Source organism: Acinetobacter sp. YH12076 (assembly GCF_013419525.1).
In the GTDB taxonomy this organism is placed as follows: Bacteria; Pseudomonadota; Gammaproteobacteria; order Pseudomonadales; family Moraxellaceae; genus Acinetobacter; species Acinetobacter amyesii.
Map to the genome: position 1 here is coordinate 42,355 of NZ_VOZY01000004.1, position 26,168 is coordinate 68,522.

Sequence of the window (26,168 nt, forward strand, 5' to 3'; positions counted from 1 at the left end):
GGAGCATGTATGAGCACTGTTCAGATTCCTGACTATACAACTGATTCATTCTTTGGTTTAGAAGATAAATGGATTGAAACTGCTGAAGGCGAATTAACGCATTACCACGAAGTGGGTGAAGGCACACCAATTCTATTTTTACACGGTTCAGGTACAGGTGTATCTGCTGCTGCAAACTGGTGGTTAAACCTTCCACAAATTGGTGAACAAGCACGTTGTATCGCTATCGATACGATTGGCTATGGTCAAACTGTTGTTGCACCGAATACTGCTTATGGTATCCGTGCTTGGGTTGATCACGCTGTACGTACGTTAGATGCCCTAGGTATTGAAAAAACTTGGTTAGTGGGTAACTCACTCGGTGGCTGGTTAGCATTCCAAATGGCTTTGGACTATCCAGAACGTGTATTGGGTATCGTTTCTATGGGTACAGGCGGTGCTAAACAAACTGCAGCACTTAAAGCACATGCAAACCCTGTATTAACCGAAGAAGGCATCAAGAAAACCTTGTCTATGTTTGTTGTAAACAAAGACTTGATTACTGATGAATTAGTAAAAGTACGTTTCGCTTCTGCTGCAAATGACTATGCATCAAATCGTTTGATGGATGTTGTTGGCGCACGCGACCGTGACCGTTTCGAATTCCCATTAGATTTTGAAAAAATGAAAGACATTACTGTGCCAGTATTGCTTATTCATGGTGTACAAGACGTGGTGATTCCTGTATCTCGTACGTGGGATATTTTGAATACCGTTCCTCATGCTGATGCGCATATTTTCAGCCAATGTGGCCACTGGTCTCAAGTTGAAAAAGCAGAAGAATTCAACACCGTGATTAAAGATTATTTAAAAGCGCGTGGTGTGTAATTTCTTGTCACTGACATGAAATTCAAAAAAAGGATGGTTTTGCCATCCTTTTTTTTATATAAATCTTTTGAAAGAAATACTTTAAATGAGTATTATTCTCATTAAAAGGTCGACAGTGTACGGTCTAAATCAGTAAAAAGGCATAAAATAAGCTCATCTAAATGGTTGGGGAAGGGGAATTATTTATTAGACTTAAGTTGTAAATCGGCTATTTTTAGCAATTTTTATCAATGTCTAAACTAAAATTTATAAGTTATTTTCCATCAAGTCGATATGCATGATAGATAAAATGCGTCGATTAAAACATTTAAACGATTAAAAAAGCGACTTTTTAGCCATAAAAAAAGCACCATTATTTATTTCAAAAATAATGGTGCTATATCTATAAATTATGACTTGGCGAAAATTAACGCTGTTCGCGATTGATATCGAGATAAAAAACTTTGGTTAGCAGTTCAAGGAATTTATCTACAGCCACAGAACTCGCCGTTTTTCGGTAACTTACGTACAGGTCTAGATACGGTAATTCGACATCTAAAGGACGAATCACAGTATTGTTCATGGTCAATGGCGCGATGTATCCCGGTAGGATCGTGCAGCCTAAACCCATGCCGATGGAGTTAATGTTAAACAGGATATTGTCGGCTTTTTGCACGATATTAAATTGAACGCCATGGTTTGAAGCAAAGTCTAAAATGGCTTCATGCAATGTGCCTGATTGTTCGCGTGCAGGAATGATAAAATCAATACCGTTCAATGCTTTAACTGGAATACGTTCGTACTTCGCTAAAGGGTGATCTTTGGGTAAAATAAAGATCAATGGTTCACGTAGTACAAACTGACTTTCAATTTCGTCGCTATGAAAGTTATTGCGAGTAAAAGTGATATCTAGTTCACCTTTTTGTAGCAATTTCATCTGATCGCGATTATTTAAACTAAGTAATTCAATTTTGAGTTCTGGGTTTTGAACACGCAGATTTGGCAAGACGTATGGGAAGATTTTCATCTCTGCGACAGGCACAAAACCAATGCGCAGCATCTGTTGTTTGGCTTGTGAAACCTGACGTGCCATCGCTACGGCCTTGTCTGCTTGAGCTAGTGTCAAACGTGCTTGTTCTAGAAATACGGCACCTTCTTCTGTGAGCTCAACTTTGCGTTTAGTCCGGTGCAACAATTTTACGCCGACATCTTCTTCAAGATCTTTAATTTGTTGGCTTAAAGAAGGTTGAGCAGTATAAAGTTTTAACGCAGCTTTACTGAAATTGAGTTCTTCAGCAACAGTAATGAAGTAGCGTAAGTGTCGTAATTCCATATAATCAACCCGTGGAGTAATCCAAAAAATGTCTTACTTAGAAGTTCGTTCAGTATAATCTATAAACAACTATTGCGTGAGGATTATTTTGCCATTCACGAAATAAATGGTGTTCTCGGTAATTTAAAAAAAATACTATAAAAAAAATCTACCGTAATAATCCATAAAATCTCTTAATTAAAACAAAATAAATATTTCCCGAATATCGCTCTAAAATCCATCATCGTTGAAAAGTTGAGTCTATTACTTTGTGCCTTATGGTCACAGGAGAGCTTTTCATGAGTGGAAAAATTGATGTGCGCGAAATCGATGCTTTAGTCGATGCACAAAATGGACGTATCACGCCATCTATCTATACCGATCCAGACATTTACGAACTTGAATTAGAACGTGTGTTCGGTCGTACATGGTTATTCCTATGCCATGAGAGCCAAATTCCTAAAGCCGGCGATTTCTTCAATACCTATATGGGTGAAGATCCAATCATCGTGGCACGTCAAAAAGATGGCTCAATCAAAGCATTCTTAAACCAATGTCGTCATCGCTCTATGCGTGTGAGCTTCGCGGACTGTGGTAATACACGTGCGTTCACTTGCCCATACCACGGCTGGTCATACGGTATTGACGGTTCTCTAAAAGATATCCCGCTTGAAGATCGTGCTTACCCACATGGTGCATGTAAAGAGCAATGGGGTCTGGTAGAAGTTAACCGCGTTAAATCATACAAAGGCTTAGTATTCGGCTGCTGGGATGAAACAACTCCAGATCTAGAAGAATACATGGGCGATATCGCTTGGTACCTGGACGGCGTTGTAGACCGTCGTGAAGGTGGTACTGTGATCGTTGGTGGTGTACACAAATGGGAAATCGACTGTAACTGGAAATTTGCAGCTGAACAGTTCGCTTCTGACCAATACCACGCGTTGTTCTCTCATGCATCTGCGATTCAGGTGCTTGGTGCTAAACCAGATGATGAATCTTCTAAGAAATTAGGTGCTGCACAAACTGCCCGTCCAGTTTGGGAAACTGCCAAAGACGCGATCCAATACGGTTCACGTGGTCACGGTTCAGGCTTCTTCTTCACTGAGAAACCAGACGCAAACGTATGGGTGGATGGTGAAGTAGCAAACTACTTCCGTGAAACGTATGAAGAAGTGAAAGAACGCCTAGGTGAAACTCGTGCACTGCGTCTTGCTGGTCACAACACCATGTTCCCAACACTATCTTGGTTGAACGGTACTGCAACGCTTCGTGTATGGCACCCACGTGGTCCAAACAAGACTGAAGTATGGGCATTCTGTATCTGTGATGCGGACGCGCCAGAAGATGTACAAGCAGCATTTGAACGTTCTGCAACACGTGCCTTCGGTCCTGCTGGTTTCCTAGAGCAAGATGACTCTGAAAACTGGATTGAAATTCAAAAAGTTTTACGTGGTTATAAAGCCCGTCAAAACAAATTAATTATGGAAATGGGTAAAGGTAACGAGAAAGTACGTGAAGATGGTATCCCTGGTATCACCAACTACATTTTTTCAGAAACAGCTGCACGAGGTATGTACCGTCGTTGGGCTGACCTATTGATTCATGAAAAATGGGAAGACGTTGAAGCTGCGGCTGACGAATATGAGAAGGAGCTTATGAAATGAGTCAAATTAGTTTAGAACTCCATCACCAAATTAGTCAGTTTCTTTATCGTGAAGCAAAATTGCTGGACGATTGGAAGTTCCGTGATTGGTTAGCTGTATTAGCGGAAGATATTTCTTATACGCTACGCACAACACCAAACGCGCAAACACGTGACCGTCGTCGTTCGATCGAGCCACCTACAACTTGGGTATTTAACGATACCAAAGATTTGTTGGAACGCCGTGTTGCCCGTCTTGAGACAGGTATGGCATGGGCTGAAGAACCTCCTTCACGTACAACACACATGGTTTCAAATGTGATTGTTGAAGCGACTGAAGTTGAAGGCGAATACGACGTTTACGTAACGTACTTGTTGTACCGTACCCAGAAAGAGAAAGATGTAACAATCTACTGTGGTAAGCGTCACGACAAGATCCGCAAAGTCGACACTGAGCAAGGTTTCGAAATCTTCAACCGTAAGATTACCCTTGATCAGGTGACTTACAACTCACATAACCTGAGCGTGTTCTTCTAATGAATAAGATTTTTGTTTGCCAAGTTGACGAATTAGACGAAGGCGAAGCATTGAAAGTAGATTGCGGCGTTAACGGTATCGATGCGCTTGCAGTATTCAACAACAATGGCGAATTTTTCGCGATGAACGACCGTTGTTCACATGGTAATGCTTCAATGTCTGAAGGTTACCTTGAAGATGATGGCACTGTTGAATGTCCACTTCATTCGGCTCGATTCTGTTTGAAAACTGGTCAAGCATTATGCTTACCAGCAACAGATCCTATCAAGACATTCCCTGTGATTGTTGAAGATGGTGCTTTATACGTAGAGATGGCAGGAGAGTAATCATGGGTTGGCTACAAGGCGAAGTTGCACTTATTACCGGTGGTGGTTCAGGCTTAGGCTGGGCATTGGTTGAACGTTTCTTAGAAGAAGGTGCACAAGTTGCTGTTCTTCAACGTTCTCAATCGAAAGTTGATGCATTGAAAGAACATTTTGGTGACCGCGTGCTTGCGATCGCAGGAGATGTAGCCAGCTATGAGGATAATGTTCGTGCAGTTCAAGCAACTGTAGAACATTATGGCAAACTTGACTGTTTCGTCGGAAACGCAGGTATCTGGGATCATTACGCAGATATCGTCAATACATCGGGTGAACAGCTGGAGAAAGCTTTTGATGAGATTATGGGTATTAACACCAAATCTCTCATCTTAGGTGCCAAAGCTGCACTTGATGCATTGATAGCTTCGGAAGGTTCTATCATATTTACTTTGTCTAACTCAGCACTGTATTCGGCAGGCGGAGGCCCTGTATACACAGCGTCTAAGCATGCTGGCGTTGGGATTATGAAAGAATTAGCCTATGAGCTTGCGCCTAAAGTACGAGTGAACGCTGTTGCTCCGTCGGGTATGAATGTCAACATCAAAGGTGCTGCTTCTTTAGGCCAAGAAAACCTTGGTCTACTCGATGCACGTGATCCTGAGAAGATTGCACGCGGCATGCCGCTCAATTTCTTACCCGAACCTGAAGATATGACTGGTTCATACGTGTTATTGGCTTCTCGTCAAAACAACCGCCCATTAACTGGTGTTTTAATTAATGCTGAATGTGGTCTGGGTATCCGTGGTTTACGTCAACCACGTGCTGGCTTCTTTGACGAGATTTAATTCGCCAAATACGTAAAGGACTTACTCGGCAGCCGTCTTGGCTGCCTTCCGTTTAGGAGTCACCCATGGCCGTTAAACTTATTTGTGCATCGCACAGTCCCCTAATGGAATTCGCTTCTCCGCAAGAGAAATACAAAGAGGAAAAAGTTCGCGAAACTTTTGCCAAACTCGCTAAAGAAGTTGAAGACTATAATCCAACATTGATCATTACTTTTGGTCCAGACCATTTCAATGGTTTCTTCTATGACCTCATGCCATCTTTCTGCGTCGGTATTCGTGCCAAAGCAGCAGGTGATTGGGATTATGGTAAAGACAATGACCACATCAATGTGCCTGAAGAAACAGCAATTAGTCTGGTTCGTCGCGTATTGGATGAAGGTGTCGATGTTGCATACTCTTATCGTATGCAGGCAGACCACGGTGTGACTCAACCATTACATTTCCTTTGTGGTGGCAAGCTTGATCGTTATCCAACGATTCCAATTTTTATCAATGGTGCAGCTGCACCGATGCCAACAACCAAGCGTACAGTCGCTTTGGGTCGTGCAGTCGGTCAGTTCATTAAATCATTGAACTTAGAGAATGAACGTGTACTTGTTTTGGGTACAGGTGGTTTGTCTCATGATCCACCAACACCGCAAATGGGTTCAGTTCCACCAGAAGTGGAAGAGTTCCTGATTGCAGGTCGTAACCCAACTGAAGAGGCACGTAATACACGTCAAGGCAAAATCATTGCTGTCGGTCAAAAGCTCGCAGCGGGTGATACTTCTGTCGCAGTGCCTTTAAACCCAGAATGGGATCGTGCATTGCTTGATACTTTTGCCAAAGCTGACTTTGCGGCTATTGAAGCAATGACTGAAGCTGAAATTCGTGTTGAAGGTGGTCGTGGCGGTCAAGAAGTTCGTTCTTGGATGGCTGCCTTTGCTGCATTACATGAAGTGGGCGAATATGACATGACTACACATTGCTACGAAGATATTAGTGAGTGGATTGCGGGCTTCGGCATCGTATCTGCAGAATTGAAATAAGGAATATACCCATGAGCCAAAATGGTATCGAAACCATCGTTATTGTTGGAGCTGGTCAAGCTGGTGCTAGCGCCATTTTAGAACTCCGTGCGAACAAGTATGAAGGCAAAATCATTTTGGTGGGTGATGAAACACATCTTCCTTATGAACGTCCGCCTTTGTCTAAAGACGTAATTCTAAAACCTGAAGAGACCAAAATCGAAATTCTGTCAGAAGAAAAATTGGCAGAACTCGGTGTTGAACATATTCGTGGCAATGGCGCTGTGAAAATCCATAGCGATGCAAAAACAGTTGAACTGAAAAATGGCGAAATTGTTGCATTTGACAAGTTGCTTCTAGCAACCGGTGGTGCAGCACGCCGTTTACCGAATTTCGATGCTTTGGGTAAACACGTTTATACCTTACGTAACCTTGAAGATTCACAAGCATTGGTGCCTGTATTACAAGCGGGTCGCCGTATTGTATTGATCGGCGGTGGTGTGATTGGTCTTGAGCTTGCTTCTTCAGCACGTTCTAAAGACTGTATCGTGACCGTGATTGAAATGGGTCCAATGGTGATGGGGCGTTCATCTCCACGCGTATTGAGCGAATTCTTATTGGCTCAACAACGTCTTGCAGGTGTAGATGTTCGTCTTTCGACTTCTATTGCTGACTGTAAGCTTGATGGCGAAGAAGTGGTGATCACGCTTGAAGGCGGTGAAGAACTTCGTGCCGATGCAGTGATCTATGGTATTGGCATTGTACCAAATGCTCAACTTGCGGTTGATGCAGGTTTAGACGTTGATTTTGCCATTAAAGTGAATGATAACTGCCAAACTTCGCATCCAGATATTTATGCAGCGGGTGACGTTGCGACTCAGCTTCGTGACTGTGGTAACCACCGTCGTGTCGAAACTTGGGAAAATGCGAACTTGCAAGCAGGTATCTTTGCTCGTCATGTAATGGGTGTTGAACATCCAACCCCAAATCCAGCGTGGTTCTGGACAGATCAGTTAAATATCAACTATCAATTTGTAGGTGATATGGCTGCAAGCGAATGGATTGCACGTGGCGAAGTTAATCCTGAATTAGCTGCAGAATCATCATTTGTTTTATTTGGTGTTACTGACGGTGTAATCGTGGGTGGTATTACTGTAAATGCTGCAAAAGAGATGCGTCATTTGAAAAAATTGATTAGCAAGAATGCGGCGTTTGAAGCGGATAAATATTTAGATTTAAGCCAAGATTTACGTAAACTTGTAAAGTAAGCTGAATGTCTAAGAGGAGCAGACTTACGGTAACGTAGGTCTGTTTTTTTATGTCTTTAGTTTTAGCGTCGCACTTATAAAGCTATTTTGTAGTCCATGTATATAGTTTTAGCTTATGTAGATCTATTCAACGGTTTTAATCCTCCCCAGTCCTCCTTTTTCAAAGGAGGGAGTAGTCTTTGTGAAGAATGGATTTCGTTTGGATGATTCCCCCTCTTTTTTAAAGAGGGGCTAGGGGAGATTATTGATCGTTTGAGGAGAAGTCCATATACCCCAAACGATCGGTGGCATTCATACCGCCTCCAATTTAGTTGATAAAGTGGAGAGTAATAATTGGTCTTAAACTTTATTAGTTACTGGTCTTACGAGTAGTTCCAGATCTGAATAGTGGGTTTCAGGTTAAGTCGTTAGAACAATCAAATTTGAGAATGAAATGAAATCTTCACTGCCGCTGACGGCAAGTATATATGCTCTTTTGGTACTGATTTGGGCGACGACGCCGCTCGCGATTGTGTGGAGTGTACAGGAAATACATCCGATGTGGGTGTTGATTATCCGTTACTTCGGTGCATCTATTATTGCGCTGTTTCTGTTGAAATTGATGCGTGATCCTTTGCCGTTTGATGAAACCTCATTAAAAAGTTATGTGGCAGGGAGTTTGAATTTGATTGGCGCACAGTTGTTTATTTATCTCGCAGCCAATTATCTCACCTCTGGTTTAATGGCACTGATTTTTGGTTTTTCACCCTTAATTGCCGGTTTGATTGGGCATGTAATTTTAAAAACACATAAATTGGTCGCTTTGCAGTGGTTGGGCATGGCGGTTGCAGTGGGTGGTCTAACTTTTGTCTTTGCAGATTCTGCTGATAGCAAAGTCAATCCAATTGGCGTTGTACTGATGCTAATCAGCATGGTGTCGTATATTAGTTCGATTTTTTGGGTGAAGCAGATTAACGCACCGTTAAAGCCGATGTCACAGGCAACCGGTTCCCTGATTGTTTCTGCTTTAGGATCGATGCTCATTATTCCTTTTATCTGGCAGCATTTTCCAACCGAATTGCCAAGTGGCCGTGCCATGATAGGTTTTGTCTTTACCATGATCATGTCATCCATTGTGGCAATGCTGTGTTACTTCTGGCTTATAAGACGTTTAGCCGCATCAACGGTGTCACTCAGTAATGTGATGACACCTGTCATAGCATTGGTTTTGGGAGCTACGTTGAACAGTGAACATATTAGCTCCAATGCCTTTGTTGGAATCGTGGTCGTGATGTTTGGTATTGTGATGTACTTTTGGAAAGAGTGGCGCGAGCAATATTTTAATAAAGTACGTTGAACCGTGTACATCTACAGAATTATAAGGAAGCTGCGGCTTCCTTTTTTTTCTATCCCTTTGCGCTAAAGAGCGTGTTTCACATGGAACATGATGGCATTGTCGAAACAATCGACAGTTGGTGTAAAAACAACAAAATAACAAACAACAGCTACAGTCAGTTTGAGTACTATGGAATGAGCTATAAAATCAAATAGATCTGTTTGATAAAAATAAATTTAGGACAATTTTAAATGTCTGAATCTAACAAAATCGTGGTATATGCAGCGCTCTTCGGCAATTTAGCGATTGCACTAGTGAAGTTTGTCGCTGCCTATATCACGAATAGTTCGGCCATGTTGAGTGAAGCTATTCACTCTGTGGTTGATACTTTAAATGAAATCTTACTGCTCTACGGTATGAAAAAATCGCAGCAGCCAGCAAATGCACGCCATCCGTTTGGCTATGGGAGAGAGCTGTATTTTTGGGCTTTTATTGTGGCGTTGATGGTCTTTGCTTTGGGTGCGATCGTGTCGATTTATCAAGGGATTAGTCATATTTATCACCCCGAAGAAATGCAAAATCCGATGATTAACTATATCGTATTAGGTATTGCGATTTTGTGTGAAGGGACGTCTTGGTTTGTGGCATTGAAAGCATTTCGTAAAATCAAAGGGAAACAGGGCTATTTTGAAGCATTTCGACGGAGTAAAGATCCGACGACCTTTACCGTGTTATTTGAAGATTCAGCAGCGCTGATTGGTCTGTTTATTGCCCTGATCGGTATCTATTTATCACACGCGCTGAATATGCCAATGCTTGATGGTCTGGCATCAATTCTAATTGGGGTTGTACTCGCTATTTCAGCAATTTTACTTGCACGTGAGACTAAAGGATTGCTCATGGGAGAAACTGCTGACCCACAATTGAGGCATAATGTCTTGATGGTTGCAGAGCAAGATCCAGCAGTGCATTCTGCCAATGGGGTGTTAACAGAGCAGATGGGTGCACATCAAGTTTTGGCATCTTTGAGTCTTGAATTTAAAGATAATTTAACGTCAGATGATATAGAAGCTTGTGTCAACAGAATTGAAGCACAAATTAAACAGCTTCATCCTGAAATTGTGGCACTCTTTGTCAAGCCTCAATCTCGGAAGGTTTGGCTTGAGCGCATGAAAGGTCGTCTTGATCAATAGGTCTGCGAGGTTAAATACTTTGCAAGGTTTGTCAGCATAGTGAATGAATTTTAAATACACATGAATCAAAAAACTCAATCAGCACAGTTTCAAATCAGTACTAAAAGCTGTATGAAACATACGTGGACGAAGCCTGTATTTGATTATCTGGCAACTGACCATTTTAATGGGGAAAAATTCTTTAATACCCTTCGAAATCCAGATGCGTTTACGCGTAAAGATATGCTGAAATGGATCATGACGCGTAAAAGCGATACATGGAAAGTAGATCGTGAGCAAGAATACCAACAGTTTTTTGCTTCTTCGCGTAGCATTCCGCACAATCGGCCATTGGCTAAAATGGATGATTGGTTGGTTTGGTTTGTCGGACATGCGACGGTTTTGATTCAAATTGGGCCATATAATTTTTTGACCGATCCTGTATGGGCGGAGTATGCAGGCCCACGTCAAGGGACTGGACCACGACGTGCTTGTCCTGCAGGAATTGCCTTAGAAGAATTACCTACAATTCATGGGGTTTTACTGAGCCATAATCATTATGATCATATGGATTTAGCAACCTTGAATTGGTTACATGAACAATTTGCTATGCCGATTTATACTGGTTTAGGCAATGCTTATTATTTACCCACACATTTCAATGTCATTGAACTTGATTGGTGGCAATCGGAAATGTTTGAAGATTTGCGTATCGTTTATACGCCTGCACAGCATGGTTCAGGTCGTGGTTGGCGAGATCAAAATCATGCCTTATGGGGAGGTTTTTCCATCGTGCATAGTACAGGACATTTCTTCTTTGCTGGAGATACGGGCTATGCCGCACATTTCAAACAAATCCATACACGCTTAGGTGCACCCCGAGTAGCGTTATTACCGATTGGAGCTTATGAGCCACGTCGTTTAATGAAATATTTGCACATGAATCCCGAAGAAGCTTTTCAGGCGCATAAAGATTTACAGTCAAAATGTTCATTGGCAATGCATTATCGGACTTTTCAGTTGACTGATGAAGCTAGAGACCAACCTGAACATGACTTACATCATGCAATGCGAAAAACATCAAAGTTAATGAATCCATTTTTAACCATGCATGAAGGCAAAAAATTGATTGTTTAAGGATTAATAGAAGGTAATTGGAATATTTAATGCCAAGAAAAAACCACCTTAAAAGGTGGTTTTTTTATTCAAAGATAAAACTTAAAGCAAGCCTGGATTACCTTGAGCTGGATCAGTTGCACGAGCAGCTTGCGCATCCGCTACAGTTAAGCCTAATGCTTTTGCAACACCTTCACCATAAGCTGGATCACATGCGTAACAGTTACGGATATGACGATATTTGATGAAGTCGAGTGCATCGCCCATTGCGCCAGCAGTGTTATTAAACAATGCTTGTTTTTGTTCATCATTCATTAAGTTGAATAATGCACGTGGTTGACTGAAATAGTCGCTGTCATCTTCGCGGTAATCCCACAAGTCAGCATCACCAGTAATTTTCAATGGTGGTTCTTTGTATTGTGGTTGCTCTTGCCATTGGCTGAAGCTGTTTGGTTCATAATGCGGTGTTGCACCATAGTTACCATCCATACGGCCTTGACCATCACGACGGTTGGAATGAACAGGGCAACGTGGTGCATTTACAGGAATTTGGTAATGGTTTACACCCACGCGATAACGTGCAGCATCAGCATAGTTGAATAAACGCGCTTGCAGCATACGGTCAGGTGAGAAGCTAATGCCCGGCACCAAGTTACTTGGTGCAAAAGCGGCTTGTTCAACATCTTGGAAATAGTTTTCAGGGTTACGGTTGAGTTCGAATTCACCCACTTCAATCAACGGATAGTCGCCTTTAGGCCATACTTTGGTTAAATCAAATGGGTGATAAGGTACTTTTTCTGCATCAAGTTCAGGCATGATTTGAACGTACATTTTCCATTTTGGAAAATCGCCGCGTTCAATTGCATTGAACAGATCGGTTTGTGAGCTTTCACGGTCTTTGGCAATAATCGCTTCAGCTTCAGCATCGGTTAAGTTTTTAATGCCTTGTTGAGTGCGCATGTGGAATTTAACCCAGAAGCGTTCATTATTGGCATTAATAAAACTGAAAGTATGGCTACCAAAACCATGCATATGACGGTAACCATCTGGAATACCGCGGTCAGACATCACAATAGTAACTTGGTGTAGAGCTTCAGGAAGTAAAGTCCAGAAATCCCAGTTATTAGTTGCACTACGCTTATTGGTTTTAGGATCGCGTTTTACTGCTTTATTTAAGTCAGGGAATTTACGAGCATCACGTAGGAAGAAGACAGGGGTGTTATTACCAACTAAATCCCAGTTACCTTCTTCAGTATAGAATTTAAGGGCAAAACCACGAATATCGCGTTCTGCATCTGCAGCACCACGCTCACCCGCTACGGTAGAGAAACGAGCAAAAAGTTCAGTTTTTTTACCAACTTCTGAGAAAATTTTAGCGCGGGTATATTGGGTAATATCGTTAGTCACGGTAAACGTACCGAAAGCACCAGAACCTTTGGCATGCATACGACGCTCTGGAATTACTTCACGAACGAAATTACCGAGTTTTTCATTAAGCCATAGGTCTTGGGCAAGCAAAGGACCACGTGCACCTGCCGTCATACTGTTCTGATTATCTACAACAGGAGCACCAGCATCAGTTGTTAGGTGGGTGACAGGACATTTTTTAACGTCGTCGCTCATTGAGTATCTCCATTATTATAATCATGTATTAAAGTTGGGAGTTATAACCTTTCAATTGATAACACGCTCAACAGCACATGACATTAACCGTTTTGTTAATTCATTTTAAAGTGACAATGTGACAACAGTTTTTCTCTCATTCTAAAATTTTTCAAGCAGCAATCAATCGAAGAGAAGTCATAAAACTGTAGCCGTTAAAAGCTTAAAAATCTTTATATACTTATTGACTCTAAAGCTTTCTGTGGCTTTTGACAAATGGAAAAATAGTTTTGAATAAATGGTTAATTCGATTGATTAAGTTATTGAATTTATATTATTTATTTATATATTTTGTTTTAATATTTTATCCATGAATTAAACTCAAATATAAAGCTATGATAGGTAAAACAGGACGAAATATCTAAATCCATATTTTTATTATGGATTTTGGCCTTAATATAGGTTTTTTTGCTGATTCTAGTTAATGAAAGACATTTTTATGTTGTTAATATTGCAGAGCTTTTCAACATTAAAGACATTATTTAATACTTAAAATAAGCTAAAAATACAGCTGAAGAAATATTGGCAAGTGGTCTAAGTTGTTTTAGAAAATTGTAAATAAATTCTTTATGGGGTGATGGTTGGCACACCTATCTTTATTGTTGTCAGGTCAGGTGTTGTCACTCCAGCTTGAATCGATTCCTACATCATATCAACATACTAGGCAACCTTACGTGATCGCATATCGTAGTTGAGGGGGTTAATGACGAACCCATTTTGACCTCGGGATATATTTTACGCCCAAAAGGATAAGCACTTAAACAAGACTGGACCGTATTGGCATGAGCACATGGCACGACTGTGTGGCTGATACAAGTGCTCCTTCAAGTGATTATACAATGGGCCTGTATATAGTTTGCAACTAGTCATAGATGGTGCAATCGACAGTTGTTTGAGGCATGGCTATGTAGTGGTTGCAACAGATTATAAGGACTGGGTAAGCCAAAACTGCACCCTCATATGAATGTAGTCAGTTAAGTTTATAATTTGGTGCATTCTGTGCGTGCATTGCATTCTTGGAAGCCGAGGCAATTTAGTAAAGACTGGATGCTGATGGGGCGTAGTCAAGGTGGTGCAGCTGTGATTGCGGTTGCAGATCAGGGACAAAAAGATGCGCTTGAATTGAATCTTAAAGCTGCAATACCCTTGGCACCGGGTGGTTATCAATATGAATGTATTGCTGAATACGTAGAAACCAATCCAAATCCAGATACCAACGTAGCGGCATTTTTCCCCAGCGTGTTGTAGGGAGCAGCCGCAGCAGATCGATCAATGTAGATCAACAGGTAAGTCCAGATATGCAGTCTTTACTAAATCAGGCCCGTAAACGTTGTTTATCAGAACTAAAAAATTAGTTAAAACAAGCACCTCAGCCAATCTTTTAAAAAATTCAGACTTAAGGCCATCCCTAAGCTATTTAAAACGGTAGTCGATTGAATATATGACCCTAACCGTAACACTGATGTTTGTTTAAGGCGCCGCAGACCATTTGTAGATCACCTTGGTACTCAAAGTTATTACCAGAAAGTGTGCAAATAAAAAATTGCCAGTAGTTATCAGGCGATCCCAAATGGCTATCCTCGGGGTGCATTAGGCCATAGTCCAAAATATACGGCTGAATTTTTAAAGAGCTTACAACTGGCCAGCATTGCAAAGGCGTATAAATGAGATAAGTAAGCTGGCAATAAAAGCTTAACTTCTAAAGCACTTTTATTGAAGGATGAACCAAGTGATGAATGATTTTCTTCTACCGTAAAAATGAATTTCCTAAATATCTAAAATAACTGGTTTAAGAGCCGGTTTTTTTGTAAATAACATGACTTTATTTTATTCACCGATGCATTTGAAACGTCATTAGACTTGTCCGCGAAGTCTAATCGCGCAACATATGAATTATATCTCGCTTTAATTCATCCCATTCAGTAAAGTTGGGTACGATCAACAAGCTTTGCGACACAAAGCCATAACACACTCTTTGTATATTTAAAGCCATTGGCTTGAGCTTTTCCTCGTTATTTATAAAAGGCTTAAGCATGTGTTGCCACATTTGCACCATCATGACATAACTTTTACGGTAACTTTCAATATCTGAAATCCGCCGTTCCAATAAAAACACCTGGGACCATAAAAACTGCTGCGCTTGAATTTGCTCAATTTGAAAGTGGATGATTTGCTGTAAATACTCTTGAAAATCCAAATCTGTGGATAACTTGATCAGCGATTGTGCATAAGTTTTCATCTGTTCGGCATTGTGTTTCACATGCAAATGAATGGTTAGCGCAATCAAATCTTCCTTCTTAGAAAAATATTCATAAAATGTCCCTAAGCCAACGCCTGCAAGGTCGGTAATTTCACGAATGGTAATTTTGTCGGCAGGGCGCTCATGCAAAAGCCGAACAAAACTTTCCTGTAAGGCTTCTTGGGTGAGCTTTGCACGTGATTGACGCGGCTTACGCCGTATCTGAATGGCTGAATTCTTCATATTGTTAAGCGCTGAAAACCGAACGTCTATGCTTTAAATTTTCTCTATACTGAAATGAAAAGCCAACAAGAACAAGTGGAAAATATAAACGATGAATACATTAGAACAGCCATGGATGACGCATCAAATCAGCAACCAATTTGATGAACTAGAAAACTACAATCTATTTTCAAGCGATACGGTTTTACATGAAATCTTAAAACGCTGCAGCAGCCATGATCAGCCGACTTTATGCGAAATGGGCAAAGTGGCAGGTTCGAGTGAATACTTTCAGCATGGGGCTTTAGCCAACAAACATACCCCAATTTTACATGCCTTCGATGCGCGAGGTCGCCGTACTGACTTTATCGAGTTTCATCCTTCATGGCATAAATGGATGGGACTCAACCGCCAGTTTGATACCCATGCACATCCATTTAATCAGCCAAATTCCAAGGCAAAATGGGTGGAATGGGCAGCACGTTTTTATTTAGCAGGTCAGGTCGAGTGCGGCAATTTATGTCCAAATTCAATGACGCTCGGCAGTATTCCACTCATTCAGCGCGAACCTGAACTGTGGGCCAAAATTGGCGAGAAACTACTATCGACTGAATATGATGAACGCGATGTACCGATTGCGCAGAAAAAGTCGATTTGGCTCGGTATGGGCATGACCGAAAAGCAGGGCGGTTCAGATGTACGTGCTAATGAAACTATAGCTGTGCCTGTGGCAGAAACAGGACGAGGCAAAGCTTATTTACTCACGGGGCATAAATGGTTTTTCTCTGCACCGATGTGTGATGCGCATTTGGTGGTGGCAAAAACCGAACAAGATGGCTTGGCTTGTTTCTTTGTGCCGCGTTGGTTGGAAGATGGCACCAAGAATAATATTCAGGTGCAACGCCTAAAAGAAAAAGTCGGTAACCGCAGTAATTCAAGCTCGGAAGTCGAATTCAAAAATGCGTGGGGCATTATGATTGGTGAGGCAGGGCGTGGCATTCCAACCATTATTGAAATGGCGAATTATACCCGTCTGACCTGTTCGGTCGGTTCGAGCGCCATGCTGCGTCAAGCTTTGGTGCAATGCATTGTCTATACCCGTCAGCGTCAGGCTTTTGGTAAACATTTGATTGAACAACCCTTAATGCGTGCAGTTTTGGCAGATTTGGCTTTAGAGAGTGAAGCAGCGACGCAGCTCAGTTTCCATTTGGCGCAGTGCTATGAATCAGATGATGCCTTGTCTGTGGCATGGAAACGCATTATGACCCCAGCAGCTAAGTTTTGGATTTGTAAACGTGCAGTCGAACTAACTGGTGAGATGATGGAAGTTTTTGGCGGCAATGGCTATGTTGATAACGGCATCATGGCGCGCATTTTTAAAGAAGCACCTGTGAATACCATTTGGGAAGGTTCAGGCAATGTTATGTGCCTAGATGTGCTGCGCGCGATTGGGCGTGATCCTGAATCTATTGAGGTGCTGTTTAAAGATTTGGCCAGTACAGCAAGTACAGATGAAAGCTTGCAAACCGAGTTACAAGACTTGTTTAAATCATTTCATCAATCACCTGAAGATTTACAATTTATGGGGCGTAGCCTAGTCAGTCGTTTAACGGTACTTGCACAAGCGGTGTTATTGAAACGCTATGCGCCTGACTATGTAGCAAATGGTTTTATTCAAAGCCGTTATAGCGCAAAGCATGGTCAAGTGGTAGGGATGCTGGATGCCAAAATGGTCGATGTGGAGCGTTTATTGGAACGGGCTTTCGCAAGTTAAATGCAACGTATTTTCCTCTCCCTTTGGGAGAGGGGGAAAAATGTGGCAAAGCAAAGTTTTTATGGATTTGGGACTAACTACGCTGTATCAAAAAGCCATAGGAAAGTGCTTGAAAAAATCTAAAAATAGACCAATATATGCACTACAGCACGAGGGTGCTGTATAGGCAAAAGGTGAATGCAAATGGCAAAGAAAAAAGTCCTGCCTGAAGTTGAAGTTCGCAACTTCGTGGCAAAACACATGAATGATTTTAACAAAAGCCAAACTTTTGTAGATCGAAAGAAAAATGCGAAACGTGGCTATGACAAGCACAAAAAAGGGAGATACTCAAATGACTATCTCCCTTTTTATTGGTCTGTATTTTTATAATTTAACTGACTATTCGTGTGGCAGATTTCACCATATCACCTAGACCATGAGTCTTAAAGTAATACTCCATTAAGCTTTTCACCATCAGTGGATTATTCATGCTTAAGGCACGATCCAAGAGCTCTTTTGCATCTGGCATCGGCACATGGCAGATGGCTTTACGAACTTTCAGGATATTGCTCGAACTCATCGATAGGGTATTAAAGCCCATTGCCATCAATAAAATAGCGGTGAGTGGATCACCAGCCATTTCCCCACAAATACTAATCGGCTTGTCGTATTTATGACATTCTTGCACCAAACGAGTCAGCGCACGAAGTACGGCTGGGTGTGAGTGTGAATAGACATTGGCAACACGTGGGTTATTACGGTCAACCGCAAGTAAATATTGGGTTAAATCGTTTGATCCCACTGAGAAGAAGTCAACCAATTCAGCAAATTCATCGATCTGTAACAGCACACTCGGCACTTCGACCATGATGCCGATTTTGGGTTTGGTAATTTTCACCTGTTCTTCTTCTTGCACCGCTTGCCAGTCACGATCGAGCAAATACAACGCTTCTTCGACTTCGCTGACACTGGTCACCATCGGCAGTAAAATATGCAAGTTGTTCAGGCCAATACTGGCTTTGAGCATGGCGCGAATTTGGGCTGAAAAAATCTCAGGATGATCGAGGGTAAAGCGAATCCCACGCCAACCCAGTGCAGAGTTTTCTTCTTCAATCGAGAAATAAGGTAGGTCTTTATCTGCACCAATATCGAGGGTACGCATCACCACTGGTTTATTGGCAAAATGACTGAGCTGTTGACGATAAATCGCGCGCTGTTCTTCTTCACCTGGGAAGCGATCACGCAACATAAATGGAATTTCAGAACGGTATAGACCGACACCTTTGGCGCCACGTTGTACACCGCGAACTACATCGATCATCAAGCCGGTATTTACAAACAATCGAACAGCGACGCCATCTGGCGTGATGGCATCTTTTGTTTCGTATTGTTTTAGGTCTTTGGCAATTTGCTCTTCTTCTTTTTGAATCTCTTTATAACGTGTGCGTAAACGACGAGGTGGATTGATGAATACACGACCTTGATGTGCATCGACAATCATTTCGACATCATCGAGGGTGTTAATTGGCAGTTCAGTCACACCGACTACAGTTGGAATGCCGAGGGCACGCGCCACAATCACCATGTGTGAGTTCATGGCACCTTCAGTGGTCACAATCGCTGCGATTTTATCGACTGGGAGTTCAACCAAAGCAGCTGTAGAAATTTCCTCACCAATTAAAATACTTTCATCGGTGATTTCACGGTGACTAGCATCTGCTTCTTGCAAAAAGGCCAAGATACGACGCCCTAGATCTTTTAAGTCTGAAACACGTTCACGGAGATAGTCATCTTCCATTTGTGCAAAGAGCGCAATGTGTTTATCAATGACAATGCGAACAGCACCTTGTGCCCAGTTACCGTCGCGAATTTCACTTTTGATTTCCGCGGGGAGGGCATTGGCATCGAGCATCCGTAAGAACACGCTAAATAATGCCCGTTCTTCAGCCATGAGGGCATCTTGCATTTTTTCATCAAGCGACTGAATTTCTTGGCGAACTGCGTCTATGGCATTGTCGAGTAATTCGAGTTCCTCACTAATGTCATCGGCTTCACGATCAGGGACTGACGCCAAGTCAGCAGGTGGATATAGGATAACTGCCCGACCTAGGGCAATACCGCCTGAACCTGAAATGCCTTGGAAGGTTTTGTACGCTGGCAGATTATTCGGCTTACGAAAGACTTCGATATTGCCGACGGCATGTGCATGGGCAATCACCCCTGAAAGTTGAGCGCATAGGGTTACGAGGAAGGATTCGGCAGCTTCGCTAAAGTCTTGAGGTTCTTTGTTTTGAACCACCAAGACACCCATAACTTTACGGCGATACATTACCGGAACACCGAGGAAGGAATTGTAAATTTCTTCCCCCGTTTCTGGCAGATACATAAAGCGTTCGTGTTTGGGAGCATTGTCTAAGTTGACGATTTCTTCACGTTGTCCAACTAAGCCGACCAAACCTTCACTGGTATGCAAAGAGACATGTCCAACGGCTTCAGGGTTTAAACCCTTAGAAGCCATCAGTAAATAACGATGGTTTCGTTCATCAAGCAAGTAGATTGAGCAGACATCCACATGCATGGCTTCTGCCACTTGATTGACCATTATGTCTAAAGATTCATGCAAACTGGCTGACGCATTAATCTCTTGGACTATGCGTCTTAATGTATCCAGCTGCATGTTCGACATCGTGTCTGCTCCAAAATTTATTCTGCTTTATTTATAACAACACTCATCCTAAAAATCTGCATCCATTCTGCAAATTTTTACGGCTTTTGTGGAAGCTGACTGCAAAGTTCCACCATGGCTTTACGATATACATCGCGTTTAAAATTCACCACTTGTCCTAGTGGGTACCAATAGCTGACCCATTGCCATTGATCAAACTCAGGTGGATCTGACAAATCAAGCTGAATATGCTGTGCTGAAGCTGTCAGTTTCAATAAAAACCACTTTTGCTTTTGACCAATACAAACGGGGGCTGAATCGGTACGTATATACCGATGTGGCAAACGATAGCGCAACCACCCTTGGGTTTGTGCTATCACCTGGACGTGTTCGGGCAGTAAGCCAACTTCTTCTCTCAGCTCACGGTAAAGTGCCTGTTCGGGGGTTTCTCCATGTTGGATACCTCCTTGTGGAAATTGCCAGGCATTGTGACCAATGCGCTTTGCCCATAAAACTTGTCCAATGTCGTTTGCCAAAATGATCCCGACGTTGGGTCGGAAACCTTCTGAATCGATCATTTGGCTACCTAAATATTGTGTAATTTATGACTTTGCTCACGGGGACGTTTATTTCTGTGTCCATCTCGAAAAAGCAAAGTGTAAAAATGTTAAAATTGTTATGATCTTAACGAATTTCTATCGACTAGCGGAGATAGATTTACAATTTTTTTCTTAAATTTCAGCTTTTACGAGTATTTTCATGAAATTGGCACTGTTTGACCTTGATCACACCTTATTAAATACCGACTCAGACCATTCTTGGGGGGAGTTTTTGGTCAATGAAGGCTTGGTTGATCCAATTCGTCATCGTGCCATGAATGACAAATTTTATGATGATTATAAAAAAGGCCAGCTTGACCCGATTGCCTATAACGAATTTGTATTTGAGTTTTTAACCCAACATGATAATGCCTACTTAACTGAGTTACATCAGTTGTTTATGAAAAAAGTTATTCGTGCGCAAATGCGTCCAGAGGGCTATGCTGCCATTCAGCGCCATCAAGATGCAGGGCATCAATTGGTCGGGATCACCGCAACGTCTGATTTTATTACCGCACCGATTTTTCGTGAATTCGGCATTACTGAAATCATTGCGACCAATGCCGAAATTGTGAATGGTAAATATACAGGTAAAGTAATTAATACTCCGTGCTATCAAAAGGGCAAATTAGTCCGTTTGAATCAATGGTTAGAAGGTCGTGATGTTACAGAGTCGTGGGCCTATTCAGATTCAATCAATGATCGATTCTTATTGGAATATGCGGATCATGCAATTGCAGTCAATCCAGATGATCGTTTAGAGGTCCTAGCAAAAGAACAAGGTTGGGACATTCAAGACTGGTCAATTCAAGCCTAAAGATGAATAGGAAAAAAAGCATCTTGAGATGCTTTTTTATTTGATGTTCTTTTGATTAACCCTCGACTCACTTATTTGAACTATCGCTCCGTATGCAGACAGAAGCTTCTTTTAAACATTTAATTCAAATCTTTATTGGGCCACGTGCTCAATCTTATTTAAATTTCATTGAACAACAAGTTGGACAGAACAATGGTCTGAGTTGGGCAGGGCTAATTTTTGGACCCTATTGGTTACTCTATCGAAAGATGTACCGCTATTTCTTCTTATTCTTTGCGGTTGGTTTTTTGATTAGCATGTTGGCACTCATCATCGGTGTGCCTGAACAAGTCTTGATGGGGCTGTCATTGATTCCTAACCTCATACTCGCAGGGATCGGAAAGCGGCTTTATAGCGATTTTGCTGTGCAAAAGACCAAAGCCTATATGCAGCAGCCGAAATATAGTGAACAGGTGTTTGCTGAAGAAGGAGGAGTGAACTGGGGGCTGCCTTTATTGTTGGTATTTATTCAATCTGTCGTGATGATTATGCTCAGTTTGCCTTTTATTCAATTTTCACCGCTATAGAATTCTGTAATTGAGTGCGTGTTCGTTCCGTGTTATATCCTTAAAACAGAATAATTTTGTATCCATAAACAATAAGTTTTAACAAGGAGAATGACAATGAGTGTACGTCCACGCATGACTCATCTATTTGAACAACTGGGTTTAGATTCGAGTGAAGACGCGATTGCTTTATTTATCGTGACGCATCAACTCAGTGCCCAAACTAAAATTACCGAAGCAGATTATTGGACAGATGCTCAGCGCCAGTTCTTGGCCGAAAAAATTAAGTCAGATGGTGAGTGGGCGATTATTGTCGATCAATTGAATGAATCATTACATGAAGATTCATTGACGAAATAAAACCGACAGGTCTTCCTTGGTTTTTTTAATGGGATCGGCTGAAATAGGCGATCCCATTTTTAATGCAAAAGAAATTTAAGCGACCATTCAACATATAGAAAATTATTCGCTTTTTCTAAATGCTTAAACAGATGAATATAAAAAGCCACCATAGCGGTGGCTTGATTAATAATTGAATTTTGTAGGCAAAAAAATGAATTAGATGTGTTTCATCAATTCAACCAGCTTTTGTGCAGCAAGTGACTGAGTACGGCCTGGGTGCCATACCATCCCCAGTTGACGATTCATGTTTGAAGGTAAATTCAATTGTTTTAAATCTTGGTTCAATAAGGTTTTAGGAAGGACTGACCAACCGAGACCAATTGAAACCAACATGCGAATCGACTCAAGTGAGTTATTGCTCATGGTGACTTTCGGCTTGAGTCCATACTTTTCAAACTCAGCTAAGGTAATTTGACTGGTATAGGTTTGCGCTGCAGGTAACAGACTCGGGTATTGGATCAAATCTTCTAAGGTTAAATGTTCAACTTGCGCCAAAGGATGGAAAGGCGCAACCACGAATACCAGCGGATCATTCCATGTCGTGATGTATTTTAAACGGCTGTCACCTTGTGGTGGTAAAGTCAAAAATGCCAACTCTAAGTCGCCAGCTAAAACTTGCTCATGGGCTTGTTCAGAATCAACAAAGTGTACATCTAAGGTCACTTCAGGAAACTGTTGTACATATTGACGCAAATGAGCCGGTAAATGGTGTAAGCCGATATGATGGCTGGTACCAATTTTCAGTTTACCTTGAACCTGACCTTGCTCATGGCTGAGCGTATGGTGAATATCGCCCAACTCATTCAGCCAGCTTTTCACTTTTGGCAAGAGAGAGTTTGCTGCATGCGTCGCTTGAACACCACGACCCGCTGATTCAAAAAGTTTGACACCGAAGTATTCTTCTAAACTGTGAATACGCTTGGTCACAGCAGGTTGCGTAATGAAGAGCTGATCTGCTGCCAAGGAGATCGAACCAGTTTCCATAACTTTTACAAAGGCTTCAAAGGCTGCGAGATTCATCTTCATTCCTATAAAGAATTTTTATGCGTAGTCTCATTGTTATAATATTTTAAGAATAAATCAAAGGAAAAGTTGTATCTTTTGATTTAAAACTAGGCGTTCAAGCCATACTACGCGTTAAATCTGAGGGGATTTTCCGAGTTCTATAGCGTTATTCGAGTGCTTGATTGTTGCATGATTCGAGACTGAGCTGTGACGTTTTCAGCTCAAATGCGCTGTTACAAAGTTGTTTTTTAAACAGAAACCACGGTTATGCATAATATAAAAAATATAGGGCTGAAAAGTATTTTTAACCGTTTGAATTAAAGAGGAGAGATGGCTTTTCTTTTTAACTCAGCTTTAAACTAGAACAAAAAATGAGTTCAAGTTTTGATGGCTTGGAGAACATAGTTTTCAGTGAATAATTATAGCAACAGGTACAGTCAGGGCGGCATCGATTAGCGATGTTGTAGCTCACAGGGAGAAGGCGATGGATATTAAACACATTAAAAATTTATTGGATATTTTTGAAGGGACAGTCGAAAAGCGCTGTGCGATATATGAAATCGCAGATGATGAAGACGACGAAAACCGTGCAGCTGCCGAGTGTAATGCGGCAAAAAACAAACTGATTCTTGCGATAGAACAATTGATCGAGGCGCATGATCAGCTGGTCTTACAACAAAAACCCAAGCTTTGATGATCTGTCTACAATTGAATCTATAGGATGAAATGAATAGAAAGTTAAAGTGGATAGAGTAAAAGAACGTTTTAAGGTCATTAAAAAAACCACCGTGATGGTGGTTTTTTTACAAGGAGCAGGATTGGATTAAGCGGGGATATTTTCCTCTACGGCTTTATCTTTCTTTTCCCAGACTTTTTCGTGGAAGAAAAAGGCAACCGCTTGAACAGTTGGTTCAAGTAAACTTAAGGTAATAGCCATTGCAATACTGCCTGTCACGTAATAACCAACCAACATCGCAACCGTGATATGCATAATGTAATAGCTCAAGGTTTTTTTAACATGCGCTGATTATTTTCGACGAACTTGTTAATGTGTGCCATGAAAATGCTCCTTGTTAAATTGATAAATCTTGGCAATGAGTTAATGATAATGATTCTTATTTGTAATGTAAAAGAGAAAATTCAATTTATGATCATTGAATTTTTAAATTACTGTTTAAAAATGGCAGAAAGTGAACAAAAAGTCGGAGAAAATTCTAAAGTCTCATCTGCTGAAAGTATTGAAGTGAGCGTGTTTTAAACGCATTAATGGTCTTTAAAATGCAGCGGAAATCAGCAGTTAAATATCATTCCTATAAGTTTTTAAACTAATAAAAATGATAAATTAGATTTATGTGAATACGTGGTTATAATCGATTTAACGAAAGAATTTACCCAGTCCAGTGGAGCAAATCGACATGGCAGGCGAAACCCAAAAAGCGGAAACCCAAACAAAAAAAACCTTGTATGACAAATTGTGGGATGACCATCTAGTAAAACAACGAGATGATGGCTCTTCATTATTGTATATCGACCGTCATTTATTGCATGAAGTGACTTCTCCACAAGCCTTTGAAGGGCTACAACTTGCAGGTCGTAAACCTTGGCGTTTAAGTGCAAACGTGGCAACTCCTGACCATAACGTACCAACGTCTACGAAAGAGCGTTCTGAAGGGATTGCGGGGATCGAAGATGATACTTCACGTATCCAAGTGCAAACTTTAGATGACAACTGTAAAACTTTTGATGTGGCCCAATTTGACATCAACGATGTACGCCAAGGGATTGCGCATGTGGTTGGGCCAGAACAAGGTTTAACCTTGCCAGGTATGACCGTGGTGTGTGGTGACTCACATACTGCAACGCATGGTGCTTTTGGTTGCTTGGCTCATGGTATTGGCACATCTGAAGTTGAACACGTGTTGGCGACTCAATGCTTAGTTCAAAAGAAAATGAAGAACATGTTGGTGCGTGTTGACGGTCACTTGGGTCAAGGCGTTACTCCTAAAGACGTGGTTTTAGCAATTATCGGTAAAATCGGTACGGCAGGTGGTACAGGTCACGCAATTGAGTTTGGTGGTCAAGTATTCCGTGATATGTCGATTGAAGGTCGTATGACGGTGTGTAACATGGCGATCGAAGGTGGCGCGCGCGTGGGTATGGTGGCTGTCGATGACAAAACCATTGCCTATGTAAAAGACCGTCCATATGCACCGAAGGGCGAACAGTGGGATGCTGCAGTAGAATATTGGAAGACTTTAGTGTCTGATGAAGGCGCGCATTTTGATACTGTTGTGGTGTTGCAAGGTGAAGAGATTGAGCCACAAGTGTCTTGGGGGACTTCTCCTGAGATGGTGATTCCTGTATCTCAAGCAGTGCCTACTTTAGAACAAGCTAAAGATGACGTACAGCGTAATGACTGGACACGTGCATACAATTACATGGGCTTAGAAGCAGGTCAGGCATTGGCTGATATTCAATTAGACCGTGTATTTATTGGTTCATGTACCAACTCACGCATCGAAGATATTCGTGCAGCGGCTGAAGTGGCCAAAGGCAAAAAAGTGGCGGCATCGATTAAGCAAGCCATGGTGGTGCCGGGTTCAGGTTTAGTCAAAGCACAAGCAGAAGCAGAAGGCTTAGATAAAATCTTAATTGAAGCAGGCTTTGAATGGCGTGAGCCGGGTTGCTCAATGTGTTTGGCAATGAATGCCGACAAATTGCAACCAGGTGAGCACTGTGCATCGACGTCTAACCGTAATTTTGAAGGTCGTCAAGGCAATGGCGGTCGTACACACTTGGTGAGTCCAGCAATGGCAGCAGCTGCGGCAATTGCAGGTCACTTTGTGGATGTGCGTACATTCTAGTTTAAGCCCTCATCCCAACCTTCTCCCTGA

Annotated in this window: 25 protein-coding genes and 1 pseudogene; 19 read left to right on the plus strand and 7 right to left on the minus strand. The window is 41.7% G+C overall.

The annotated features are described in order from the left end of the window. Window positions 1-9: 9 nt before the first annotated feature. Window positions 10-867 carry an alpha/beta fold hydrolase gene (locus FTU22_RS04680; protein ID WP_078192776.1) on the plus strand — a complete coding sequence of 286 codons (858 nt, stop codon included), beginning with the start codon at window positions 10-12 and terminating at the stop codon, window positions 865-867. Between the two features lie 406 nt (window positions 868-1,273). Here the strand turns inward: FTU22_RS04680 and hcaR are convergent, their stop codons facing one another. Then, window positions 1,274-2,179 (minus strand): DNA-binding transcriptional regulator HcaR, encoded by a 906-nt coding sequence (gene hcaR, locus FTU22_RS04685; protein WP_078192775.1) that lies wholly within the window; start codon window positions 2,177-2,179, stop codon window positions 1,274-1,276. 278 nt (window positions 2,180-2,457) lie between these two features. Between hcaR and hcaE the strand changes: the two genes are divergently transcribed. The 9 genes from hcaE to FTU22_RS04730 all read left to right on the plus strand — a co-directional run bounded on the left by hcaE (window position 2,458) and on the right by FTU22_RS04730 (window position 11,386). Then, entirely contained in the window at window positions 2,458-3,825 is a 1,368-nt protein-coding gene (gene hcaE, locus FTU22_RS04690; protein ID WP_078192774.1) for a 3-phenylpropionate/cinnamic acid dioxygenase subunit alpha, read from the plus strand. After that, entirely contained in the window at window positions 3,822-4,340 is a 519-nt protein-coding gene (gene hcaF / locus FTU22_RS04695; RefSeq protein WP_067763936.1) for a 3-phenylpropionate/cinnamic acid dioxygenase subunit beta, read from the plus strand. Before hcaE ends, hcaF begins: the two co-directional genes overlap by 4 nt. Next, the gene (gene hcaC / locus FTU22_RS04700) at window positions 4,340-4,666 is read left to right on the plus strand and encodes a 3-phenylpropionate/cinnamic acid dioxygenase ferredoxin subunit (protein ID WP_067763933.1); all 327 of its coding nucleotides are present in this window, start codon (window positions 4,340-4,342) and stop codon (window positions 4,664-4,666) included. The genes hcaF and hcaC overlap by 1 nt, the downstream gene beginning before the upstream one ends. Window positions 4,667-4,668: 2 nt before the next feature. Beyond that, complete coding sequence (gene hcaB / locus FTU22_RS04705; protein ID WP_078192772.1) at window positions 4,669-5,487, plus strand: 3-phenylpropionate-dihydrodiol/cinnamic acid-dihydrodiol dehydrogenase; 819 nt, start codon at window positions 4,669-4,671, stop codon at window positions 5,485-5,487. 65 nt (window positions 5,488-5,552) lie between these two features. Next, window positions 5,553-6,515 carry a 3-carboxyethylcatechol 2,3-dioxygenase gene (locus FTU22_RS04710; protein ID WP_180007135.1) on the plus strand — a complete coding sequence of 321 codons (963 nt, stop codon included), beginning with the start codon at window positions 5,553-5,555 and terminating at the stop codon, window positions 6,513-6,515. Window positions 6,516-6,526: 11 nt separating this feature from the next. Then, window positions 6,527-7,762: a 3-phenylpropionate/cinnamic acid dioxygenase ferredoxin--NAD(+) reductase subunit gene (gene hcaD, locus FTU22_RS04715; RefSeq protein ID WP_180093253.1), complete on the plus strand. Its 1,236-nt coding sequence runs from the start codon at window positions 6,527-6,529 to the stop codon at window positions 7,760-7,762. A 433-nt stretch (window positions 7,763-8,195) separates the two neighbouring features. Continuing rightward, window positions 8,196-9,098, plus strand: coding sequence for a DMT family transporter (locus FTU22_RS04720; protein WP_168377924.1), 903 nt, complete (start codon window positions 8,196-8,198; stop codon window positions 9,096-9,098). Between the two features lie 230 nt (window positions 9,099-9,328). Further along, on the plus strand, window positions 9,329-10,270 hold the full coding sequence (locus tag FTU22_RS04725; RefSeq protein WP_078192768.1) for a cation diffusion facilitator family transporter: 942 nt from the start codon (window positions 9,329-9,331) through the stop codon (window positions 10,268-10,270). Between the two features lie 60 nt (window positions 10,271-10,330). Then, on the plus strand, window positions 10,331-11,386 hold the full coding sequence (locus FTU22_RS04730; protein WP_078192767.1) for an MBL fold metallo-hydrolase: 1,056 nt from the start codon (window positions 10,331-10,333) through the stop codon (window positions 11,384-11,386). A gap of 81 nt (window positions 11,387-11,467) precedes the next feature. Here the strand turns inward: FTU22_RS04730 and FTU22_RS04735 are convergent, their stop codons facing one another. After that, window positions 11,468-12,988: a catalase gene (locus FTU22_RS04735; RefSeq protein WP_111884100.1), complete on the minus strand. Its 1,521-nt coding sequence runs from the start codon at window positions 12,986-12,988 to the stop codon at window positions 11,468-11,470. 1,038 nt (window positions 12,989-14,026) lie between these two features. Between FTU22_RS04735 and FTU22_RS04740 the strand changes: the two genes are divergently transcribed. Further along, window positions 14,027-14,275, plus strand: a complete 249-nt coding sequence (locus FTU22_RS04740; RefSeq protein WP_180093255.1) for a hypothetical protein — start codon at window positions 14,027-14,029, stop codon at window positions 14,273-14,275. 625 nt (window positions 14,276-14,900) lie between these two features. Here the strand turns inward: FTU22_RS04740 and FTU22_RS04745 are convergent. Then, window positions 14,901-15,509, minus strand: coding sequence for a TetR/AcrR family transcriptional regulator (locus tag FTU22_RS04745; protein WP_180024483.1), 609 nt, complete (start codon window positions 15,507-15,509; stop codon window positions 14,901-14,903). 91 nt (window positions 15,510-15,600) lie between these two features. Here FTU22_RS04745 and FTU22_RS04750 point away from each other — a divergent pair, with 91 nt between their 5' ends. Both FTU22_RS04750 and FTU22_RS04755 read left to right on the plus strand, forming a co-directional pair. Then, complete coding sequence (locus FTU22_RS04750; protein WP_180093257.1) at window positions 15,601-17,262, plus strand: acyl-CoA dehydrogenase family protein; 1,662 nt, start codon at window positions 15,601-15,603, stop codon at window positions 17,260-17,262. 183 nt (window positions 17,263-17,445) lie between these two features. Continuing rightward, entirely contained in the window at window positions 17,446-17,631 is a 186-nt protein-coding gene (locus FTU22_RS04755) for a hypothetical protein (protein ID WP_078192875.1), read from the plus strand. A 1-nt stretch (window position 17,632) separates the two neighbouring features. Here FTU22_RS04755 and ptsP read toward each other — a convergent pair whose 3' ends face one another. Together ptsP and FTU22_RS04765 are read right to left on the minus strand one after the other, a co-directional pair. Next, the gene (ptsP, locus tag FTU22_RS04760; RefSeq protein WP_180024480.1) at window positions 17,633-19,927 is read right to left on the minus strand and encodes a phosphoenolpyruvate--protein phosphotransferase; all 2,295 of its coding nucleotides are present in this window, start codon (window positions 19,925-19,927) and stop codon (window positions 17,633-17,635) included. 77 nt (window positions 19,928-20,004) lie between these two features. Beyond that, window positions 20,005-20,484, minus strand: a complete 480-nt coding sequence (locus tag FTU22_RS04765) for an RNA pyrophosphohydrolase (RefSeq protein WP_078192761.1) — start codon at window positions 20,482-20,484, stop codon at window positions 20,005-20,007. A gap of 181 nt (window positions 20,485-20,665) precedes the next feature. Here FTU22_RS04765 and FTU22_RS04770 point away from each other — a divergent pair, with 181 nt between their 5' ends. From FTU22_RS04770 to FTU22_RS04780, 3 genes are all read left to right on the plus strand, one after another. Beyond that, window positions 20,666-21,322 carry an HAD family phosphatase gene (locus tag FTU22_RS04770; RefSeq protein ID WP_078192760.1) on the plus strand — a complete coding sequence of 219 codons (657 nt, stop codon included), beginning with the start codon at window positions 20,666-20,668 and terminating at the stop codon, window positions 21,320-21,322. A gap of 92 nt (window positions 21,323-21,414) precedes the next feature. Further along, the gene (locus tag FTU22_RS04775; protein WP_180062911.1) at window positions 21,415-21,888 is read left to right on the plus strand and encodes a DUF2628 domain-containing protein; all 474 of its coding nucleotides are present in this window, start codon (window positions 21,415-21,417) and stop codon (window positions 21,886-21,888) included. A gap of 96 nt (window positions 21,889-21,984) precedes the next feature. After that, the gene (locus tag FTU22_RS04780) at window positions 21,985-22,227 is read left to right on the plus strand and encodes a DUF2789 family protein (protein ID WP_078189726.1); all 243 of its coding nucleotides are present in this window, start codon (window positions 21,985-21,987) and stop codon (window positions 22,225-22,227) included. A 198-nt stretch (window positions 22,228-22,425) separates the two neighbouring features. Here FTU22_RS04780 and FTU22_RS04785 read toward each other — a convergent pair whose 3' ends face one another. Beyond that, complete coding sequence (locus tag FTU22_RS04785; protein ID WP_078189725.1) at window positions 22,426-23,289, minus strand: LysR family transcriptional regulator; 864 nt, start codon at window positions 23,287-23,289, stop codon at window positions 22,426-22,428. Between the two features lie 469 nt (window positions 23,290-23,758). On the opposite strand from FTU22_RS04785, the gene FTU22_RS04790 reads away from it, so the two are divergent. Next, entirely contained in the window at window positions 23,759-23,968 is a 210-nt protein-coding gene (locus FTU22_RS04790; protein WP_180005297.1) for a hypothetical protein, read from the plus strand. 129 nt (window positions 23,969-24,097) lie between these two features. Here FTU22_RS04790 and FTU22_RS04795 read toward each other — a convergent pair. Next, a pseudogene (locus FTU22_RS04795) lies at window positions 24,098-24,333 on the minus strand (DUF2061 domain-containing protein). Here FTU22_RS04795 and FTU22_RS04800 point away from each other — a divergent pair. After that, window positions 24,332-24,532 carry a hypothetical protein gene (locus FTU22_RS04800; RefSeq protein ID WP_180093258.1) on the plus strand — a complete coding sequence of 67 codons (201 nt, stop codon included), beginning with the start codon at window positions 24,332-24,334 and terminating at the stop codon, window positions 24,530-24,532. The pseudogene FTU22_RS04795 and the gene FTU22_RS04800 sit on opposite strands and share 2 nt — an antisense overlap. Before the next feature lie 157 nt (window positions 24,533-24,689). Then, window positions 24,690-26,138 carry a 3-isopropylmalate dehydratase large subunit gene (gene leuC, locus FTU22_RS04805; protein ID WP_180093260.1) on the plus strand — a complete coding sequence of 483 codons (1,449 nt, stop codon included), beginning with the start codon at window positions 24,690-24,692 and terminating at the stop codon, window positions 26,136-26,138. Window positions 26,139-26,168 lie beyond the last annotated feature (30 nt).

What these genes read in the sequence shown, in the direction of transcription:
- FTU22_RS04680 (WP_078192776.1), top strand. Translation starts at nt 10, where the DNA reads ATGAGCACTGTTCAGATTCCTGACTATACAACTGATTCATTCTTTGGT.
- hcaR (WP_078192775.1), bottom strand. Translation starts at nt 2,179, where the DNA reads ATGGAATTACGACACTTACGCTACTTCATTACTGTTGCTGAAGAACTC.
- hcaE (WP_078192774.1), top strand. Translation starts at nt 2,458, where the DNA reads ATGAGTGGAAAAATTGATGTGCGCGAAATCGATGCTTTAGTCGATGCA.
- hcaF (WP_067763936.1), top strand. Translation starts at nt 3,822, where the DNA reads ATGAGTCAAATTAGTTTAGAACTCCATCACCAAATTAGTCAGTTTCTT.
- hcaC (WP_067763933.1), top strand. Translation starts at nt 4,340, where the DNA reads ATGAATAAGATTTTTGTTTGCCAAGTTGACGAATTAGACGAAGGCGAA.
- hcaB (WP_078192772.1), top strand. Translation starts at nt 4,669, where the DNA reads ATGGGTTGGCTACAAGGCGAAGTTGCACTTATTACCGGTGGTGGTTCA.
- FTU22_RS04710 (WP_180007135.1), top strand. Translation starts at nt 5,553, where the DNA reads ATGGCCGTTAAACTTATTTGTGCATCGCACAGTCCCCTAATGGAATTC.
- hcaD (WP_180093253.1), top strand. Translation starts at nt 6,527, where the DNA reads ATGAGCCAAAATGGTATCGAAACCATCGTTATTGTTGGAGCTGGTCAA.
- FTU22_RS04720 (WP_168377924.1), top strand. Translation starts at nt 8,196, where the DNA reads ATGAAATCTTCACTGCCGCTGACGGCAAGTATATATGCTCTTTTGGTA.
- FTU22_RS04725 (WP_078192768.1), top strand. Translation starts at nt 9,329, where the DNA reads ATGTCTGAATCTAACAAAATCGTGGTATATGCAGCGCTCTTCGGCAAT.
- FTU22_RS04730 (WP_078192767.1), top strand. Translation starts at nt 10,331, where the DNA reads ATGAATCAAAAAACTCAATCAGCACAGTTTCAAATCAGTACTAAAAGC.
- FTU22_RS04735 (WP_111884100.1), bottom strand. Translation starts at nt 12,988, where the DNA reads ATGAGCGACGACGTTAAAAAATGTCCTGTCACCCACCTAACAACTGAT.
- FTU22_RS04745 (WP_180024483.1), bottom strand. Translation starts at nt 15,509, where the DNA reads ATGAAGAATTCAGCCATTCAGATACGGCGTAAGCCGCGTCAATCACGT.
- FTU22_RS04750 (WP_180093257.1), top strand. Translation starts at nt 15,601, where the DNA reads ATGAATACATTAGAACAGCCATGGATGACGCATCAAATCAGCAACCAA.
- FTU22_RS04755 (WP_078192875.1), top strand. Translation starts at nt 17,446, where the DNA reads ATGGCAAAGAAAAAAGTCCTGCCTGAAGTTGAAGTTCGCAACTTCGTG.
- ptsP (WP_180024480.1), bottom strand. Translation starts at nt 19,927, where the DNA reads ATGTCGAACATGCAGCTGGATACATTAAGACGCATAGTCCAAGAGATT.
- FTU22_RS04765 (WP_078192761.1), bottom strand. Translation starts at nt 20,484, where the DNA reads ATGATCGATTCAGAAGGTTTCCGACCCAACGTCGGGATCATTTTGGCA.
- FTU22_RS04770 (WP_078192760.1), top strand. Translation starts at nt 20,666, where the DNA reads ATGAAATTGGCACTGTTTGACCTTGATCACACCTTATTAAATACCGAC.
- FTU22_RS04775 (WP_180062911.1), top strand. Translation starts at nt 21,415, where the DNA reads ATGCAGACAGAAGCTTCTTTTAAACATTTAATTCAAATCTTTATTGGG.
- FTU22_RS04780 (WP_078189726.1), top strand. Translation starts at nt 21,985, where the DNA reads ATGAGTGTACGTCCACGCATGACTCATCTATTTGAACAACTGGGTTTA.
- FTU22_RS04785 (WP_078189725.1), bottom strand. Translation starts at nt 23,289, where the DNA reads ATGAATCTCGCAGCCTTTGAAGCCTTTGTAAAAGTTATGGAAACTGGT.
- FTU22_RS04790 (WP_180005297.1), top strand. Translation starts at nt 23,759, where the DNA reads ATGGATATTAAACACATTAAAAATTTATTGGATATTTTTGAAGGGACA.
- FTU22_RS04800 (WP_180093258.1), top strand. Translation starts at nt 24,332, where the DNA reads ATGAAAATGCTCCTTGTTAAATTGATAAATCTTGGCAATGAGTTAATG.
- leuC (WP_180093260.1), top strand. Translation starts at nt 24,690, where the DNA reads ATGGCAGGCGAAACCCAAAAAGCGGAAACCCAAACAAAAAAAACCTTG.